Genomic DNA, 19,073 nt, shown 5'->3' on the forward strand with positions numbered 1-19,073 from the left:
TCTTCGTTATCCAATCACCAAGATTGCCGCACATTTGATAGCTGATAATTTACAAGTCGGTCAAAATCGACCTGGGATAGGATTTTGGATGATGTTATGTTCTATGCAAATGGGACTTCAATATGGCTGCTGACCATAAGGGACAGCCGCTCTCTGATCCGATATTTGCTTTCAAAGATTACTGAAGAACAATCGCCTTTTCGTTGCCGTCATATAAAACTGTTACATCCGGTATGATCTGAAAATTCAAGCCAACCGGTTTTTGCGGCTGGATAAAAACGATCTCGAAAGTCCGTTTTTGCAGCATCCCAGGGAAATCCCCTTGCCGCTGGCCGACGTACAAAGCTCGTTTTTGTTCATGATAACGAAATGGGATGATGGCGAATTGGCCGAGCTCATATTTGTAGTTAATGCCCTCGTCCTCATAAAGCGTAAACGAACCATCTGCTCCTGCATAAACAAACAGCCGAATTGGCTCTGCCGGCTTTTCCATGGCGTATTGAATTTCTGGACCGCACGGCAAAATCGAGCCAGCCCTGACAAAAATAGGGATATCTGTATACGGAGCGTCCGCCGTTATGGTCTGACCTCCTTTGAAATAGCGACCAGACTTCAGCTCGTACCAACCTGTTCCAGCAGGGAGATATACGCGACGCGACCTGGCATGATATTCAGTAATTGGATTAACTAACAAAGCAGGCCCGAACATAAATTGATCGCCAATATTTAGCACATTTGGATCATTTTGGAAATCCATGATCAAGGCGCGCATTATGGTGTAATGCTGATGGGTAACCATGCCTGCCAGCGAGTAAACATAAGGCATGAGCCGATAGCGTAGCTTATCATAAGCCAGCATGGATTGATAGGCAAGGTGATCCTCCGGTGCGACATGGAATATTTCGCGATAAGGAAATTGGCCGTGCACGCGAAAAATCGGGCAAAATGCGCCAAACTGAAACCAACGAGTCATCAGTTCGCGCCACTCTTCGAGATCCGCCTCGTTGGGGCGTTCAAACCGCGGCTCCACTGCAAAGCCGCCAATATCCGTGGTCCAATAAGGAATACCAGAAAGGCAGAAATTTAATCCAGCCGGGATCTGGACTTTCAGGTCGTACCAACGGGCTGCCACATCGCCGCTCCAGGTTGCGGCAGCATAGCGCTGTTGACCAGCGAACGCTGAACGGGTAAGGATAAACGCTCGCTGATCTGGTTTCGTCTGGCGCTGATGCTCGTAGATGCCTTTCGCGTTCATCAGCGAATAAGTATTCAGATAGCGAGCCGCGCTGCCCAGAGCCGTCGGGCCTTGGCGCAAAATGGTCTCCTCCCGCGACAAATTGGATTGGATATCTGGTTCCGTACAATCCAGCCACCAGGCATCGATCCCCTTGGAGAACAACTTGTCATTGATCTGGCGCCAATATAACTCCCGCGCCCCTTCTGAATAGGGATCATAAAATGTCGAAAGATACCCAGGACCCACCCAATCCCGTTGACCCTGCTCGACGTTTCTCATATAAAGCCAGCCAGCGTTTTTGAATTGATTGTAATGCTCCGTCCCAACGTAGAATTTAGGCCAGACCGAGATCATGATATGAGCGTTCAGGCGATGATGCAATTCATCGATCATCCCCACTGGATCTGGGTAGCGGGAAGGATCAAACTCGTGGCTGCCCCATTGGTCCTCAGGCCAATAAAACCAATCCTGCACGATATTGTCCAGCGGGATCCCGCGCTGGCGAAACTCGCGGACAACCGAGAGCAACTCGTCCTGGGTCCGATACCGCTCGCGGCATTGCCAGAGGCCCATCGCCCATTTGGGCATCATTGGCGCCTGACCTGTAATTTCTCTATAACCAGCAATCACCTCATCCAAATTATCGCCATGGATAAAATAATAGTCAATTTGATCCGCCACCTCAGAGTAAAGCGACAGGCGCTGCTGGTATATTTTTTCTTCTGGGCCGAGGCATTTCAAACCGATGAACCCTCCATCGGGAATCCATTCGATCTTGATCGCATAGCGCTCCCCAGGTTTCATATCCAATTTGAGCAGATGGGTCCACGGCAGCCAGTTCTGACGCCACGAATCCACCACCAGCTCGCCATTGAGCCACATTTTTGTATAACCAGAACAATAAAGCCGAAACTTATGAACCCCTGTTTCATGACATTCAATCGAGCCGCTCCAACGTACGCTTTTCACGTTCTCATGAAATCCATCTGGAAAGGGATCATTAACATCGATAAATTCATGCTCAATCCTCGATTCTGGCCGCGAAGTGTATCGCGATTCGAAATTTCGATCGTGAAAATACTCGGCAGTCAAAACTCCAAAACTGCCATCGCTGCCATATAATTTCAGCGTCGCAAGCGATTGAAACTCCCGAATATCTCCAAATTTGGTCCGAGAGTTATTATCCCACAGAACACCATACCCTCGACTGGATACTAGGAATGGAACCACAGCCACGATGTTGCATTGCCATAAATCAACGTCGTGGCCCTTGTAATTCATGACGCCATTCTGGTGCTGACCAAGGCCGTAGAATGCTTCATCATTATGCGAATCGAAGAGTTGCTGAATGTGAAACGTCTGTTCGCCAAGCACCTCTGCTGGGGTAATAATTTTGCCACCCTGAGACGTTTCTTTGAGCAACAAGCGGCCGTTCCTATCATAAAATGCAACTGCCCCAGTCCGTCGATGCACCTGAACGATCAGGTCCGTGGTTGAAATTTCCGTCCAAACCCCTTTATCTTTGATAGACCAGATCACAGGATCCCAAGTTGTCTTCGTGACCATTAGACTGGGGCGGGCAGAAAATGAACGATTTGGGGATGCCAATACCCGAATGATATTCGCATCACAAACTTGAATTTTTAGCCATTGCGCATCGGTTGGCTTCTTCTTAAGAAATTCAAAAAGCACTCCGTCAGTTTGTTTCTGGTAAGCGGAGAGGCTATTTTGAAAAATGATCCCCATCATCGTTATTAGCGAAAGAGATCTCTTTAGGTTTTGTAATGGAGAGCTCATAAGCTTTTGTTCAAATGGATTCGTCCTAACATCATGCCAGAAAGACACTCTAATTATCTCGGCAGATATCTGATCCTCTATTGTTTTGCAATGATGATGAAAGTCTTTCGCAGAAGTCCAGCAAATAATGGTTTAGGAGGCGACTCCATTTCACCCATTCATCGCCTCCCTACCCTCATCCCACATAGACCAGTACTAACCTTACAAATGCGATAGTCTCTTTTGTTTTAATCAACAACCCGTCTTGAGTTGCTTGTCTTCCGGCAAGGGAATTGGTTTCTATTCATAGGGTGAATAGATTCCATTTTGCAGGACTTTGTTCGCACCCCAACTATGGCAATGGTCTGGCTGGATGCGATTTAATATAATCGATCAACTCATCTACCTGGGCAAACGCCAGTGCGCAATAGGTGTCGGCCGCTCCGTAGAAAATCGCAATTCGGCCTGTATCAGCATCCTGCAAGGTGGCGCAGGGGAAGGTCACGCTAGGCACGAATCCTACCGTCTCGTAGGGTTCCTCAGGGGTCAGTAGATAATTTTCGCAATCGACAATGACGCGCGAGGGATCATCGATGTCCAGCAACGCAGCCCCGATGCTATAAATATAGCCAGTACAAGTGAGGCAGACACCGTGATAGATCAATAACCAGCCTTCAGTAGTCTCAATCGGGATCGGACCAGCGCCGATTTTGAGGCTGCGCCACCAATAATGACCAGCCTTCATGACAAGACGATGTTTGCCCCAATAAGTCATGTCTGGGCTTTGGCTCAAATAAATATCGCCGAACGGGGTATGCCCATTGTCGCTGGGCCGATTGAGCATCACATAATTGCCATTGATCTTTCTCGGAAAAAGGACCCCATTCCGATTATAGGGCAAAAAAGCATTCTCAAGCTGGACAAATGTCTTAAAATCTTTGGTTCTGGCGATGCCGATCGTTGGTCCATGAAAATAATTGCACCAGGTGATGTAGTAAGTGCCCTCAATTTCCACCAATCGCGGGTCATAGCCATATAGGATCGGTTTGGCCGGCGTGCCGTCCTCGTTCTGAAAATGGATGATGTCCTCTTCAATTTGCCAGTGAATTCCGTCATTGCTGAAACCCAGATGTAGATTGGGATAGCCGTTCTTGTGATCCGCGCGAAACACACCGATGAATTCGCCTTGGTAGGGAATGATGGCACTGTTAAAAATCCGATCCGCCACCTTGATTGGTCGCCTCCCAACCACTGGATTTTTATCGTAGCGCCACATGATATCTGAGCTTCCCTTCGGCCGATCCTGCCAGGGTATGTTGGGTAATGGTTTACCAATGATCGTGTTGGTTTTCATGTTGTCTCCCTTTAGAATTAAATTCTTACATCCACCGTTTGAACGATTGCCAAGAATAATGCATTGACTTTGAACATTTGGCTCGCTCAATCCACATCAGTCAACTGCTTAATCATAGCTTGACATCTGTTTGGTTAAGAGCTTTCTCCCAATATTCAGCCCTTTCAAGAAAGGCATTTGTTATGACTAAAGTCTCAAGAAAATTTTTCGATTATATAAAAACCGTACGAAGGCCAACACCAAAATCAGCGTCATGGACGCTACCAGGAAAAAGCCGACTTTCTCGCCCCAGAAGCAGCGGGAAGGAACACTGACGATCCGCTCTGCCAACTGGTAAAAATTCATGATGTTCCAGACCATGTAGATGGTGATCGGGTTCATGCCCAACCAGACGAACGGCGTTGCCCATTTTTTCCAGCCCCGCATGTCCAAAATCCAATAGAACAACCCGAGTAGAACAAAACAGTAGCCACCGCCGACCAGCACATAGCTCGAGGTCCAGATTTTCTTGATAATTGGAAATTGCAGTCCCCAGAGATAACCAAGCACCAGCATGGCGATTCCGCCGCCGATGAAATAATAGGCTTTTTTCAATTGGGTAAGATTTTTGTTCAACAACAACAACGAGGCAAAGACGCCCAACAGACAGCTCCCAATGGCAGGCAGCGTGCTCAACAATCCCTCGGGATCCCATTTGCCATCCCATTTGAAAAATGGCAGATATTTCATATCCACCCAGTTCGCCCAGTTCTTTCCCTCAGCAAATGAGACCTCTCCAAATTCAGGGACGGGGATAAATGATAACCAGGCCCAATAACTGATGAGCAGCGCTGCAAAGGCGATGACCATTCCCCGCCAGCGGAAATGGATGAACAGAATAGAGGCGAATAGATAGGTGATTGCCAGTCGCTGCAACACGCCCAACAGACGGATCCCTTCCACCCCATTGCTGATGCCGCCGTAATAGATGATGCCCAATAGATACAACAGCACGGCTCGTTTTATCACTCGCCGATAGGCCGCATTTTTGCCCTGTTGCTCCAATATTTTTTGCAGTGAAAAGACGATGGACATGCCCACCACGAATTCAAATAGCGGAAAGATGAGGTCAAAAAAATGGAAACCTTCCCAAACAGCGTGATCCAACTGGGGGATCAAATGTTTTTCAGGCCAGCCGCCGATCCATTGAAACAAGGCACGGAAAAAGCTATCCCCGCCAACGATCCAAAACATGGTGAATCCACGTAACACATCCACAGAGATGTGGCGTTGAGAAATCGGATTCGAATCAGTTTCCACAAGCATCGGCTGTTCAGATTTGATCATTTTTTCCTCCCACCAATCTCATGGTTTATTATCGGATGAAATGATACTCTCTCCCATCAGTTTGAATTTTTCAGTTGCCTATTCCCCTCTGGCCTGTCGCCGCTCAATCAACTCGGCACCGATGGCTTTCATTTTGTCCTCATCCAGTTGATACAACCACATCAGGCCAAATGCAAGCAGACCGAGGCCTGCTGGGATCAAGCTGAACAGGAGGCGCAAGCCTCTGATACTCTCTGGCGATTGGGCTTGATTCGGCTCGAATCCCACCCGGGACATGAGACTGAGCGCCACGAAAGCGCCGAACGCCCATCCGATCTTCTGGGTCATGGTGGAAGCGGAGAACACAAGGCCGGTGGTGCGGCGGCCGCGCTTCCATTCGCCATAATCCGCCGTATCTGCATACATGGCCCATAATAAGACGCTGAGCGGCCCGCCGGTCATGGAACCCAAGATCTGAAACAAGAAGATCAATCCCAACTGTTTCGCGGTCAAAAAGTAGAACGCTGCCGTGCTGACAATGGCAATAGCGAACAATAACAGGAACGCGCGCTTCTTGCCGAGCAACTTCGCCACCCAACTGACCCCTAAAACGCCGATGAAAGCTGAAATCTGACCCACAGTATTAAAGGCAGAGGTGATTTCCTCAAACCCGTAATTGCGAGATTCCAAAAACGGTAGACGAAGCTCTTGCGTCCCAATGACATATTTAAAATAGTGCACAGTCACGCTGCTGCGAACGGCAACGAACAGGATGAATGTAATCGTAATAGCGAGCAAAATAAGCCAGGGCTGATTGGTGATCAATTCATACAAATCTTGTTTGACCGATGAGCGCTGATTTTTCGGCGGCTGGACCCGCTCGCGCGTTCCCAAAAAAGTAATCAAAAAGAAAATAACAGCCATCATGCCGTATATGATGAACGAGGCCTGCCAGCCTCTGGCGTCGCTGGGGGGGCCGAAAATCTGATTCAAAGAAGGATTATGCCCAAGCGCTTTTACCATGGGCAACAGCGTCGCTGAGACGATAATCCCTGCCGAAAATGCAAACAGAAATTTTACTGATGAGACAGTGGTACGTTCGAGCGAGTCGGCTGAAATCACGCCTAATAGCGCGGTGTAGGGGATATTAATGGCGGTGTATAACATCATGATCAAATTAAATGTCACATACGCCCAGATGATTTTTCCAGTCGGACCCAAGCTTGGCACAGTGAAGGTGAGCACGCCCACGACAGCGAACGGAACGCAGAGCCAGAGCAAATATGGACGAAATTTACCCCAGCGCGTCTTGGTCCGATCGGCAATCATACCCATGATCGGATCATTGATACCGTCCCATATGCGGCTAATCAGAAACATGGTGGCTGCCACGCTAGCCGGGATCAGAAAAACATCCGTGTAAAAAAAAGTAAAGTACAACATAAACGTCTGCCAATACAACACCGAAGCCAGATCGCCAAAGCCGTAGCATATTTTTTCCCAGAATGTAAGCTTTTGAGTTGGTAAGCGCATATCCACTCCTTCATTTTCGAACAGTCCCAAACTGAACCACCGAACCGTTTGATCCGCAAAACGATTCCAAGTTATTTTTTGCTTTCGGACATTCAATTAAATCGAATGCTATTATTCACACCTTTCCTGCTATGGAAGGCAAGGAGAGAACAATTCGGATGTTGCTGAATTTGATCCTTCCAGCTTTATCCGTGAAATTGGTAGCGTGGCAATTCGATTAAAAGAGTAAGCTGGCTATTATCCATAAACTCCGAACCTTCCTCTGGTCGCGCCCCATTGGTTAAGTGATCGCTTTTTCGTCGTGAATTAGGGGATGTCTCACAACTTGTAAGGCAGCTGAAATCGCCAATTTGCCCTAATCCGTCAATTTATTCCACCAAGTCTTTTTGAGGATCAGCGAAGTGATCACCAATACGACCGCAGCCTCGAAGAACGGAAGTTTTTCCCTGAGCACGATATAAATCGGGATGACCACCAACGAGGTCTGCCAGATCGTGCCGATGATGACATTAAATAGGTCCAATTTGAAATTCGCATCGGACTTGAAATTAGGATCTTGGGCCAGAACCTTCTGATGAATCGGTTTCCAGAAGCCCCAGGGCCGTACCTGGCGATAAAAATTGATCAGAACCTCTTCGTCCTCTGGCTTAGAGAAGAATGTGCCGAGCAAGCATCCAACAAGAGATAATACCAGGATAACTGGGAATGAGTACAGCGCATAGAGATTGGGCACAATTTCTGGATAGATCCAAAGATATAGGCCAGGGAACTTGGATAAGATGAGGGCCGCCGCGATGCCGGTCGCCATACCCCAGAAATAGCCATAGCCGTTGAAGCGCCACCAATACCACTTCAGCACATTGGCAGCAGTGTAACCACCCCACAGCGCAGAAACAATCCATTGCGTAACCTGGTTGATGTCTTTGGCATGAAACCCGAAAAAGATTCCGACCACAACAAATGCAAAGGAGACGAAATAACTCATGGTAATCAACGTCCGTCGGCTGGCATTGGGATTGATGTAGCGCTTGTAAATATCATTTACCACGTACGCCGGCGCAGCGTTCACTGTGGCAGCAAAGGTGGACATAAACGCCGCTAACAATCCAGCCAGGATCAATCCCAGAAGCCCCATCGGGATGAAATTCGAAAGCGTATAAGGCAGAATTTGCTCGAAATCGATGCCAGGTCCCATTTTCCTGAGTTCGGCGCTGAAAAACACCAGTGCCAAAACTGCAATGCCTGTGATCATAAGGTATCGGGTGGGAAATAAGCAGATTGAAACAAACCAGCTCATCTTGGAAGCTTCTTTAGGGCTTCGCGTGGCCAATACCCGTTGCATATCATAATTGGGGGCTGGGCCCGCCATGCTCACTAATATCCCTTTGAAGATCACCATCATCAAGAAGATTGTGAAAAGCGAGTAGCCATCATCGGCAATTTTTGTATTGACCGCCTCAATAAGGCCAGACCAATCGAGGTTCAGATGCCAGCCAAAAAACAGGTCCTTCCAGCCCGTTGGGACAGCGGCAGAAATCTGTGCTGGCGTAGTTTGCGATATTGCGATCAGGGCAACACCGATGCACGAAATAGTCATCACCATAAACTGCAGCAACTCGGTCACTACCACACTGTACATTCCACCAGCCACGACATAAATGGCAGTGATCAACATTAAGCTGGTCGCGTACCAGTTGGCATTGGCGACGGGATCCTCGGAAAATTTCCACGGCAGGAACGTGGTAGCAAATTTGCCCACCCCGGCGAAATCATAAGCGATGAAACCGATGACACTCACCAGGGCAAAGATCACCACAATAATATGCGCTAAAGAGGCGCCTTTCCCGTAACCAAAGCGCGTGCTAATCCACTCCGCCCCAGTCATGACGTTGGAACGTCGCATCCATTTAGAGATATAAACCATCAAGAAGATCTGATTGAACACCGGCCAGAGCCAGGGGATAAAAGCGCCTTTCAGCCCATAAACAAACGTCACATACACCAGCCACATGGTACCTGTGATATCGAACATGCCAGAGGCGTTTGAAACACCGAGCACCCAAAATGGCAGCCCTTTATCCGCTAAGAAATAAGAAGCTAGCCCTTTTGAAGCGCGGCGGGTTAATAGCGCACCAATAAATACTGTCAAGACCAGATAACCAAAGATGATTGCCACATCCAGCCAGCTTAACTTCATGATCGATTCCTTTCAAATCCGCTTGCTTTTTTCCGTCAAACCAGTAGCTTGGGACCATCTCAATTTGCGTGAGAAATCCAGTTTTTTTGTGCAAGGCCCATTCTATTTCAATTGCGTTTTTATTTCTCTTTCACCAAAATCAGGCCATTGAGCTTAACCAACTCGCCATGCTCCAATCCAATTTGGATCATCTCTTGGTAGCGGGATTGATATTGCTCTAAAGATGCTTCGCCTTTTAGCACTTCATCCAGCACCCCATCCGCATTGTAATCGATAAACACCAGCACCTCCGCTGGTACGAGGGTTCGAACATTGGTGATCCTGAATTGATTGAACGGGGCTTCATGGCTCGGTCGAAAACTTCTGATCTCAAATTGCAAATGATCCTTCTCCTGCACATAGCGACTGTAATCCGGCTCTCGGACCCTCAATTTATTAGCTTGAAATAGGCTGTTTAAACCATAATCATACACCTTCTGGGCTTCATTCAAACTCACGTCGCCAAGCACAACCGACTCGAGTACCCCATCCTGGTCATAATCAACCGCTAAAAATCGATCTCCAATGACCTCATTGTACGAGTTCGACTTCTCGGTGGATTGAATCGAGCGAATCCGATAACTTTCATCGTTCAGAATAAAACGATACTGAGAGACGGTAACTTGCGGCTTTTGATGCGCGCAAGTCATCAGCATAGCGATTATTGCTGCGATTGCGCCCCAGGCAATCGAACGTATCGCGTTCGAACTCATCTCGCTGTTTCTGTGCTTCATGATTTTGCCTCTTAAGATACTTCAACGCTTCTATCAAACCTGCGATAAATGAGATGTGTTTGCAGGGACTTGGAAAGATACCAATTCCCAGGCATAACACGGAAAAAAAAATTTGAAAGGTGATTTTGCTCGATGAATCCCTTTGAATTGGTTTGAAGAGATGCCTGCAACAACCGGGACGATAATTAGAATGCAAAAGCAAACCAGCTATTCCAATTGAATCGGCCAATCATCGGTCCGAAAGCACGAGGCTGGGAGTCCGTCCGCATTGAATAAATTCGGTTCAGCAGTGTTGCTCCATCCAAATCGAACAGCAACAGGCTTCTTCACTTTGGGCGATCTAACCACAACGGTGCTGCCATCGATTTTTGCCTCAGCCTCGACGAAAACGCTATCCTTGCCTGCGATTTGAAAATGGGTCAATTTTTCGCCCTTACACACCAGTCCCTTTTCCGCATGATCAAAAAAGATACGAATTTTATCGCCCTCAACAACCATACTCCGATAGATCGGCCCAGAATATGCAATGTCCTTGTAACCATAGCTTTTCGCTAACGCCCAATTCGCCAGTCGGCGTCCTACATCTCGCTTATTTCTGGGATGGATGTCATTAATGTTCCCGATATCACTGACCACCACCATACCAGTATTGGGAACGGAAAGACTCAGCAATTGCGCCTCGCGCAGCAGCACGCCTTTCGGCTGGGGACCGTAATTGTAAGGGGCAATCTGAACATAATAAAATGGAAAATCCCGCTGCCATTCCTTTCTCCAACTATCGATTAGAGCTGGAAACAGCCGGCGATATTCGATGGGATTCAAAGTATTCGTCTCGCCCTGATACCAGATCACTCCAGCGATCACGATGGGTATCAACGGAGCGATCATGGCATGGTATGCAGCACCTGGTTCCATCGGACACCAAGCTACTGGCTTAAATCGGGATGCCGCTTGGGCAAATTGGGCATCTTTATTGATCAGCTCTGGATTCATCCATGTTTCAGCCGGGGTACCGCCCCAACTGCTATTGATCAAACCAATCGGTACATCAAGCTGCTGATGCAATTCGCGACCGAAGAAATAAGCTATGGCGCTGAAGTTAGCCATGGTCTGGGGCGTGCAAAGCTCCCACTGACCAAAGACATCCAATTGTCGGCTCGTCGCCGTTCGATGTCCAACCTGAAAAAACCGAATGTTTGGATAATTGGCTTGCTGAATTTCCTTCGATCCATCGTCAATCCCAGCATTCGCCGACCACTCCATATTGGATTGCCCAGAACACAGCCAAACCTCACCAATCATAATATCCTGCAATACAATCGTGTTGTTCCCGATAACGATCAGGTTATAAGGTCCTCCTGCCTTCGGGGTTTTCAGTTTCACTTGCCAATTGGCGTGATTATCTGCCTTGGTTTGAATCGGTTGTCGATCCCAACTGGCGATAATCGTGATGGGCTCCAAAGCTCTGGCCCAGCCCCAAATCGTTATTTCCGATTGCTGTTGCAAGACCATGTGATCCCCAAAAATAGCAGGCAGAAAAACATTCCCGCTCGCCGTTACCGGCAGCAATAGACGGATTGCCAGCCCCAAGAAAAAAACACCGCAATTCTTCATGAATTGTCTCATTTCACCGTCCTGTCCAAAGGTTTTCCGATGCTCTCATATAGATTTTTTCGTCCCGCCTTATCTTTATCCAAAATTTCTCTGGCGTATTTTGCAACTTGCTCGGCTACTGCACGGGGCACCACAATCACGCCGTCGCTATCAGCCACAATCACATCTCCAGGACAGACCAGCACGCCACCGATCACTATCGGCCGGTTAACTGATTCCAGTTCATTCCTCCCTGGTCGGATGCCGCGACCTTTTTTGCGCAAATACAATGGCACTTTTTCAATGGCGATCTCATCGGTATCTCGGGCACCGGCATCCGTTACCACGCCAACGGCACCCAGCTTATGCCAAGCTAAAATATTGAACGACCCGATCGAGCCGATATCTTTCTCCTCCACGTCATCGATCACCACTACCGTACCTGGCCTGATCAACTGGGTAAATGCCTCGCTGGAATAGCGATTGTAAAAATTGCTCTCCCACTTCGAGAAATCTTCCCCCGCAGCGGGCCGATCTGGGCGTTGCGTCGGCACATAGCGCGCCGTCACAGCGATGCCCCGAATTTGATGTGACAGATTTTCATGATCCAGCCAAGCTGCATGGATGGCAAAATCGACCAGCCCCACGCCTGGAAGGCCGACCATATCCATCCCGTCCGAGATATCCGCCACGCGCAGCCCTTCGAACAACTTCAAAATTCGAGCATCTTCTTCAGTAGAGTAGACTTTTGTCTCAATAAAATTTGCCCCGCGGATCAGGTCCCCTTTTTCCTTCTGCTGGGACATCGCTGCCATGGGCGATAACATAATAATAACTTGTAAAAATTGCAACACTTTTTTCATTCTCTTTTGCTCCTGAAAAATTAAATGTAGCGGCTAATCTTACCTCAACAGCAAACATTTTCGTGTTTGCTCGAACGCACCTGCCTTGAATCGAATGAAGTAAATTCCTGAGGCAATTCCATTAGCGTCCCACTGGATCGCATAATCACCAGCGGTATGGAACCGATCGACCAAATTCGCAATCACCTGGCCGCTGGTATTAAACACGGTAATCGTCACCAGTCCAGAGGTCGGGACGAAATATCGGATCGTCGTCGCCGAATTGAACGGATTGGGATAGTTCTGCTCAAACCAATAGCTATTAGGGAAGCTATGAGTTTCAGTTTTAATGTTGCTCAAATTTTTTATTTCAATTTTTAATGTATCGGAATGGAGTCTCGGAGCCGAGGCGATGATCAGCGCCTCACCGATATCGATTCCAGCCTGATATTGGATTGTGGCGATTCCATTTATGGCCATGATTTGGGAATGGCTAATTTGCCCTGGGCCTTGCAATGCGAAAGACACAGCACTGTTTACATTCTCGCACAATTTTCCATTGGAGTCAATGATGTAACAGATCACATCTGTCTGGTTAGAGGGTGAATTATCGAGTTGATCGACATAACTCATCAATTGCAATCTGACTGGATTGATCCCGCCAGCCCCAGAGCTGATACGAAAAGCGACGTCTGGGACGTCGGCACTGGCCTTCGGAACCTTATCGATTATCTGAGCATTTGCGACCGTGGCAATACGCGATGCGAACCATTGCCCCAGCCAGGGATCATAATAATCGATTCTATAAATAGGCTTTTGGAAGTTCAGCACATCTGGAAACGAATAGATGCTTCGGTTGATCCTTCCCCCTTTGCGATCCCGGATCCAACCGAATGCCGTGGAATCCCCATGCATGCCGAACAGATCATATTGTTCGGTTGATGACTCGAAATGCTTTTTGCTCTCGCGCTTGAAATCGATCATTGCAACAAATTTTGAAAACGGTCGCATTCGAGCCAACAACGAAGCATCGACCTGATCCAGTTTCCACCAGAATGGTGTCATGGCTAGGCCATTGGTGAGGCAGGTCCAGAGGGCATTGTGGTAAGCAATCGGCGCTTTGGGAAGCTTCTGGAGCTCATAGAGCACTCCAGCCTCGCCGATGATGGCAGGTTTGGGAAAGCTGTTCCAAAAGCGCTGGGCAGCAAAAGCGAAATTCTGGATGCTGCTCCAGAGCAAATTGTCTAGTGATCTCACTGGCCATCCCTGGTATTCATAGAAATGCAAGTTGGGCAAATCGGTATAAGCAGCCAAAAGCGGCTCATAATCGGTATAGCCTCCGCTCTTCGAAGCGGTCGTGGGATGACCATAAGGGTCGTGCTCTTGAAAATAATCGTGGACCTTTTTGACCCAAGCCAGCGCATCACTGGGACGGCTGTGCACCCAGCCATCAGTGCCGTTGATTTCATTGATAATTTCCCAGATGCCCAGCGCCCGACTATGTCCCCATCGCGCAATCAGATATCGGTACTGCTTTTTTTGATACTCCCAGCACAACGAATCCCGATAAACATCCTTAACATCGCAGATCAACCGATAGGGGTTTTGATCCCAAAGATGAGCCCAAACCGTGTTCGAAAACAGATCATGAGGCCAGAAGCAGAACATCACATACAGCCCTCGCTGCTCAGACATCTCTAGCATTTCATCGATTCGGCCACATTTAGGTTGATTGTATTTGCCCAGTTCGTTCTCGATCAATCCATAGCTTGAAATATAGCCCCCATAATTGATATTCCACATTCCATAGCTATTCGCCCCATTCACCTGCAAAAGATCCAGTCGATCTACTGTGAGATTCCATGCCACATAAATGCCGACACCATAGAACGAAGTGCCGTCATCATGCTCCAGATAGTGGGGATTTTCTCGGGAAACATGGAGCCACCCATGATGAGGGGAAGTTGTAGCGATAAATTGATAGCTGTGGCTTTGTCCAGTGCCATCTCTATCTGTGGCTCGAATCTTGTAATTCCAAAGTCCAATTTCATTGGGCGCAAAACGAACCTTCCATTGGTCGCGATTTTGATAATTATCATAAAAGCCGAAAATTTTCCATTGTCTGCCCGAGGGAGCAATAAAACTGGCTTGAACATCGATTTCTTCGGGATTGTACGGATTGAGGTAATCGGCGTTTTTCAAATCGAGGATGGCTTCGAACTTTTCATACAAACCAACGGTCGTCGCATTCACTTGCTTGACGCTGACGATTGGAGGCGCGTTGGGATCGAAAGTCGTAGCGCTCACCTGAGCAGAAGGCAAAGATTCATCTTCGTCCAGATCTACCGCTGTCAACTTGTAATAGTATTTCGTGTAAACTTTCAGACCAGTGTCGAGGTATTCGCTACTGGTCGTGCGATCGATAAAGGTCTTGGGGCCGATTTCAAAGTCTGATACGGTATCACGATAAATTTTATAATAGGCGAAGTTGGGCTCGGTATTGTCGTTCCAATCCAGAGCGATCTCCGAAAGGTTGCGAGCGACCGCGGTGAGCCCGCTCGGAGGATTGGGCAAGCCGCAGACAACATAATCCAAATAGACGGTGATGTCCACAGTTTGGACAGAAGCCACCACCTGCAATCCCACCTCTAATATGGGAAACGCTCCAGTTTGGGGCACTCGGATAGTCAGTTCGTTCCAGGCGTTCTTTTGCAGGCCAGTATAGCCATACCAGATGCCGTCCACCCAATTTCGGTTATTATCCTTTAAAAATGTCTTGAGACCATTAATGGGCATCCCAGCCGGAACCCAGACCCGATAATAAACCGTTTCGCCAGGATTCACACGCGGATTTTCGACCGCAGCATACCAATACATATCGATTTTGGTACCTTGTATATGCCATTTCATTGAATGGCTGCCGTGAAATGCTCGCTCCATTGTGTTGCTGAGCATCAGGGTGTCGCCGATCTCATTGAATTCCCGCTTCGCTCGCCACCCTTGCAACGTGCCATCCTCCCAATCCCAAATACCCGCTTGGCTCATTGCCACCTGAACAAGGAGCAAGCTGATCATGATTATTCCGTTCCGATAGAATCGATTGCTCATTTCAATAACTCACCCGAGAAATGAAATAGTTCAGTTGATTGGAAATCTTGTCACAAAAAAATAGAATTCATAGAAAATGTCATCCCTGCGAAGGCAGGGACCCCTTTCAGAGCATGTCATCCCTGCGAATGCAGGGACCCCTTTCAGAGCATGTATTACCTGCGAAGGCAGGAATCCCTTTAACAGGGCTTATTAAATCAATTTCTCTCTCCCCATCCATCTGCCAGCCAGCCCTCTGAACAGCAGATAATCCAACCACAGTATTTACTCATCAGAGAGAGCGCCAAATACAGATCCTCCTGCCAAAAATTTTAATTGCAGGAATTATCCTATTGCAAAACTAATTTATCCCAACCCCGCTTGCCTAAGATGTTATCCATTCCTATTCAAGCTTACCAATTCCCAAGATCATAAAGACTAATTACCTGAGTCATCTGCTGAAAGGCCATTGGAATTTAAAAAAAGAGGGCGAATAAAGCCCTCTGCTATGCTGATGCAAAATTTCAAACTTGGCAAATGATTTCTGGGGAGGGATTTCACCTTTCATACCCTCCCCAGATTTCAGCGCAGGTTTGCTCCTTGCCAGATGCAGGTGATTATCGCCATATCATCAATTGCAAAATCCATCAATTGCTCCGAAAGTCGGAATTGCGATCAAAGGCTCGTCAGCTCGAATAGACCGAAAATACCTGCATGAAGAGGCATGGTGCGATTGCTCGCATCGATATTCTGCGATAAGAAACGATATAGACCAATTCAGCTCTGCTGGCTACTTGATCACCATCATCTTTCGAGTGAATTGATGACCATCAGCCTTCATCGTGTAGAAATACAGTCCTGAAGGCACAGTGGCAGCGTCCCACGTCACGCGATAGACGCCAGGTTGCATCCGCTCGTTGACCAGCGTCGCGACTCTCTGGCCCAGCACATTATAAATTGTCAATTCCACATGAGATAATTTTCCCACAGTGAAATTGATGGTCGTGCTGGGATTGAACGGATTGGGATAATTCTGCTCGAGCGCGAAACCAAGCGGCAGTTTGTTCTGATCGTTCCGAACCGATGCGATCGTCTCCTTGATCAACTGGACAAAATCCACATTCACATTGCTGCCGACCAGCTCGACGATGTGCGAACCAGCGGTCATTGAAAATGCATCGGACAGAATATTGGCGCCGGAGGAGTCGGGCTTGCCGTCAAGCACAAAATTGGACAACACGGCGGCACCATCGATCTTAATTTGAACTGCCTGAGCACTGCCGGGATTCTGATAGAACACTTGGATGCGATAATTGCCATCGACTGCTGGGCTCATGGTCCAGCTTATACTGCCATTGGCACCCAGTTGTACGGATTTAAATCCTTGGGGTGTGAATTTGGCGCCTTCGCCCCGCGGGATAACCAGCTCATATGAAGTCACATCTGGGGCGCGCAATTGCACGACCACAGCCCGGGTATTGAAGTCGATAATATCCCAGCCAGCGAAATTCTGCCAACCCCAGGATGATTCAATGCGGATTGTGTTCTCGCCTGCCGGAAGCGTCAATGCTCCTGGCTCAAGAATATTGGCTTGGGTTATCAAAGTCCAGGTCCATTCGTTGATGGGCATCCCCGCATGAACACCGGCACTGGTATCCCAGATGTACTCGCCCCAGCCTTTGGGATCATGAATGCTCACGCCGTTGACGATGATCCGTTGTCCTCTCATGCTGTTGCCGCGCATGTGAGTCCAGCAATTGAGGTCATATTGCCCGGCAGCCGGGAGGTTGAACTTCCACTCGATGAAGCCGCCGCCGTCCATCTGGAAATAGGAGAAACCCTGGAATTTTTCGATCGCTGCAGTACCAGCCAATGCTCCAGCCTCCGCTTCATAAGTGCCAACCACTTCGAGTTTCACCCGCGGGCCAGCCAAATCCTCGATCTGTTTGATATATGTCTCTTTATTCGCCTCAAAATTCGCCTTGGCGGCTGGGAACCAGTTCAGATCACCCAACGGCAGACCATCCGTGCCAGCCGTTTTTAATGCAGCATCCGTGTAGGCGAAATTTTCGGGAAGCGGCCAGGAGACATCGGTTGGATATTGGGTCGGCTTCCAAAAATAGGGGTGAGCTGGCGTCCTGCCCGCCCGTAGATCGCTGATATTCTGGATCATGTCATCGATAATGTCGGAGGGATAGGTGGGTAATCCCGGCTCATTCGCCAACCACAGCGTATCGAGGATCTTCATGTGGTCGGTGTATTTGTCAAAGAAATCCTGAGCCGTTGCAGGATTGATGTAGTACTGTTTTGCGATGGAATCACCGTAGAACGTGTAGAATTTAGGATCTCGCCAAGTGGCCATTTTTGCGATCACGATGCGACGGCCCTGCTCTGGACCATATTGCGAGGGCAGCGCCCCAACGCTAAACAGTCCAGCACAAGTTGCCCGCGGATCGCGATTGGGGTTGGAGAGATCCACCCGTCCTTCACCGTGCCAGAACCCGTTCACGATCAGGCAATTGGTGAAATAGGCCTCGCGGAACCAGTTCCCTGAGTGAACGTTGCGTCCTAAGTTCACAATGGTATTGTGATTGAAACGAATATAAGAAGCTGCCCCTCCTTCGAGCTGGAACGCGGTCATTCCAACATTAAAAAAGGTGCAGTTCTCTACTATCACCGTATCCTGGTCCGCCCAGATCGAGATGCCCCGGCCTTCCCATTGCTGGGTGCTCGGCTGGCCGATCAGGTTACGGAATTTGCAGTTGGTGTAGAAAATATCGTTGTTCTTGCCAGTAAACGCGATCAACGCGAAATTGGTCTGCTCTAACACGCAGTTGTCAAAAATGAACCGCGAATTGCTCGCGTCCATTTGAATTGGTTGATAGTAGGTCTGAACGCCATTGTAATCGCGACCGGTGAGCCACAAGTTCTTCAACGTCACGCTGCTCTGCCCAGTGATGATTCTACCGTCCACCGAGCCATCGGGTCTGGGATGCATCTGAATAACGGCAGGGTTCTCCAATTCGGTCGGCCCTGGGGTTTCGCCCACGATGCGCAGATGAAATCCCTTGTTCTCAATACGTTCAGTGATCCAGTAGAACCCCCCTTTTTGCAGCTTGTAGACCCGGTTCTCGTTCTTCCTGGCACCTCCAGGGAGCGTATCGCCCTTAATTGCATCATACAGGGCATTCACTTTCACCGTTCCATCAGGGTTAGCCCATTCGACCAACAACGTGTCCCCTACCTGCGCTTTGGCTACCCGCGGCGGCAAAGTCACCACCAATAGCATGGCGGTCACCAACATCATTCGGTAGATCAGTTTCATATGCATCCTCCTCGATAATGGTTAAAGGTTGATGAATTAGGACAAATTAAA

Annotated in this window: 10 protein-coding genes; all 10 read right to left on the reverse strand. The window is 48.3% G+C overall.

The features are described from left to right. Positions 1–178: 178 nt before the first annotated feature. Positions 179–3,034 (reverse strand): DUF5110 domain-containing protein, encoded by a 2,856-nt coding sequence (locus ONB37_02940; protein MDZ7399102.1) that lies wholly within the window; start codon positions 3,032–3,034, stop codon positions 179–181. A 331-nt stretch (positions 3,035–3,365) separates the two neighbouring features. Then, positions 3,366–4,367, reverse strand: coding sequence for a glycoside hydrolase family 130 protein (locus ONB37_02945; GenBank protein ID MDZ7399103.1), 1,002 nt, complete (start codon positions 4,365–4,367; stop codon positions 3,366–3,368). 186 nt (positions 4,368–4,553) lie between these two features. Beyond that, complete coding sequence (locus ONB37_02950) at positions 4,554–5,693, reverse strand: DUF5009 domain-containing protein (protein MDZ7399104.1); 1,140 nt, start codon at positions 5,691–5,693, stop codon at positions 4,554–4,556. Positions 5,694–5,771: 78 nt separating this feature from the next. Beyond that, positions 5,772–7,205 (reverse strand): MFS transporter, encoded by a 1,434-nt coding sequence (locus ONB37_02955; GenBank protein MDZ7399105.1) that lies wholly within the window; start codon positions 7,203–7,205, stop codon positions 5,772–5,774. Positions 7,206–7,560: 355 nt separating this feature from the next. Further along, the gene (locus tag ONB37_02960; protein MDZ7399106.1) at positions 7,561–9,402 is read right to left on the reverse strand and encodes a Na+:solute symporter; all 1,842 of its coding nucleotides are present in this window, start codon (positions 9,400–9,402) and stop codon (positions 7,561–7,563) included. 119 nt (positions 9,403–9,521) lie between these two features. After that, positions 9,522–10,175: a hypothetical protein gene (locus ONB37_02965; GenBank protein MDZ7399107.1), complete on the reverse strand. Its 654-nt coding sequence runs from the start codon at positions 10,173–10,175 to the stop codon at positions 9,522–9,524. A gap of 207 nt (positions 10,176–10,382) precedes the next feature. After that, complete coding sequence (locus ONB37_02970) at positions 10,383–11,801, reverse strand: sialate O-acetylesterase (GenBank protein ID MDZ7399108.1); 1,419 nt, start codon at positions 11,799–11,801, stop codon at positions 10,383–10,385. Further along, a complete protein-coding gene (locus ONB37_02975; GenBank protein ID MDZ7399109.1) occupies positions 11,798–12,631 on the reverse strand; it encodes an RraA family protein in 834 nt (277 codons plus the stop codon). Before ONB37_02975 ends, ONB37_02970 begins: the two co-directional genes overlap by 4 nt. Positions 12,632–12,670: 39 nt before the next feature. Continuing rightward, on the reverse strand, positions 12,671–15,718 hold the full coding sequence (locus ONB37_02980; protein MDZ7399110.1) for a DUF5060 domain-containing protein: 3,048 nt from the start codon (positions 15,716–15,718) through the stop codon (positions 12,671–12,673). Between the two features lie 769 nt (positions 15,719–16,487). Further along, entirely contained in the window at positions 16,488–19,022 is a 2,535-nt protein-coding gene (locus tag ONB37_02985; GenBank protein ID MDZ7399111.1) for a T9SS type A sorting domain-containing protein, read from the reverse strand. Positions 19,023–19,073 lie beyond the last annotated feature (51 nt).

Source organism: candidate division KSB1 bacterium (genome assembly GCA_034506395.1).
Classification (GTDB): Bacteria; Zhuqueibacterota; Zhuqueibacteria; order Thermofontimicrobiales; family Thermofontimicrobiaceae; genus Thermofontimicrobium.

Bases quoted from the DNA above. Each gene is read 5' to 3' on its own strand.
- ONB37_02955 (MDZ7399105.1), bottom strand. From the start codon at position 7,205: ATGCGCTTACCAACTCAAAAGCTTACATTCTGGGAAAAAATATGCTAC.
- ONB37_02975 (MDZ7399109.1), bottom strand. From the start codon at position 12,631: ATGAAAAAAGTGTTGCAATTTTTACAAGTTATTATTATGTTATCGCCC.
- ONB37_02945 (MDZ7399103.1), bottom strand. From the start codon at position 4,367: ATGAAAACCAACACGATCATTGGTAAACCATTACCCAACATACCCTGG.
- ONB37_02950 (MDZ7399104.1), bottom strand. From the start codon at position 5,693: ATGATCAAATCTGAACAGCCGATGCTTGTGGAAACTGATTCGAATCCG.
- ONB37_02965 (MDZ7399107.1), bottom strand. From the start codon at position 10,175: ATGAAGCACAGAAACAGCGAGATGAGTTCGAACGCGATACGTTCGATT.
- ONB37_02970 (MDZ7399108.1), bottom strand. From the start codon at position 11,801: ATGAGACAATTCATGAAGAATTGCGGTGTTTTTTTCTTGGGGCTGGCA.
- ONB37_02985 (MDZ7399111.1), bottom strand. From the start codon at position 19,022: ATGAAACTGATCTACCGAATGATGTTGGTGACCGCCATGCTATTGGTG.
- ONB37_02960 (MDZ7399106.1), bottom strand. From the start codon at position 9,402: ATGAAGTTAAGCTGGCTGGATGTGGCAATCATCTTTGGTTATCTGGTC.
- ONB37_02940 (MDZ7399102.1), bottom strand. From the start codon at position 3,034: ATGAGCTCTCCATTACAAAACCTAAAGAGATCTCTTTCGCTAATAACG.
- ONB37_02980 (MDZ7399110.1), bottom strand. From the start codon at position 15,718: ATGAGCAATCGATTCTATCGGAACGGAATAATCATGATCAGCTTGCTC.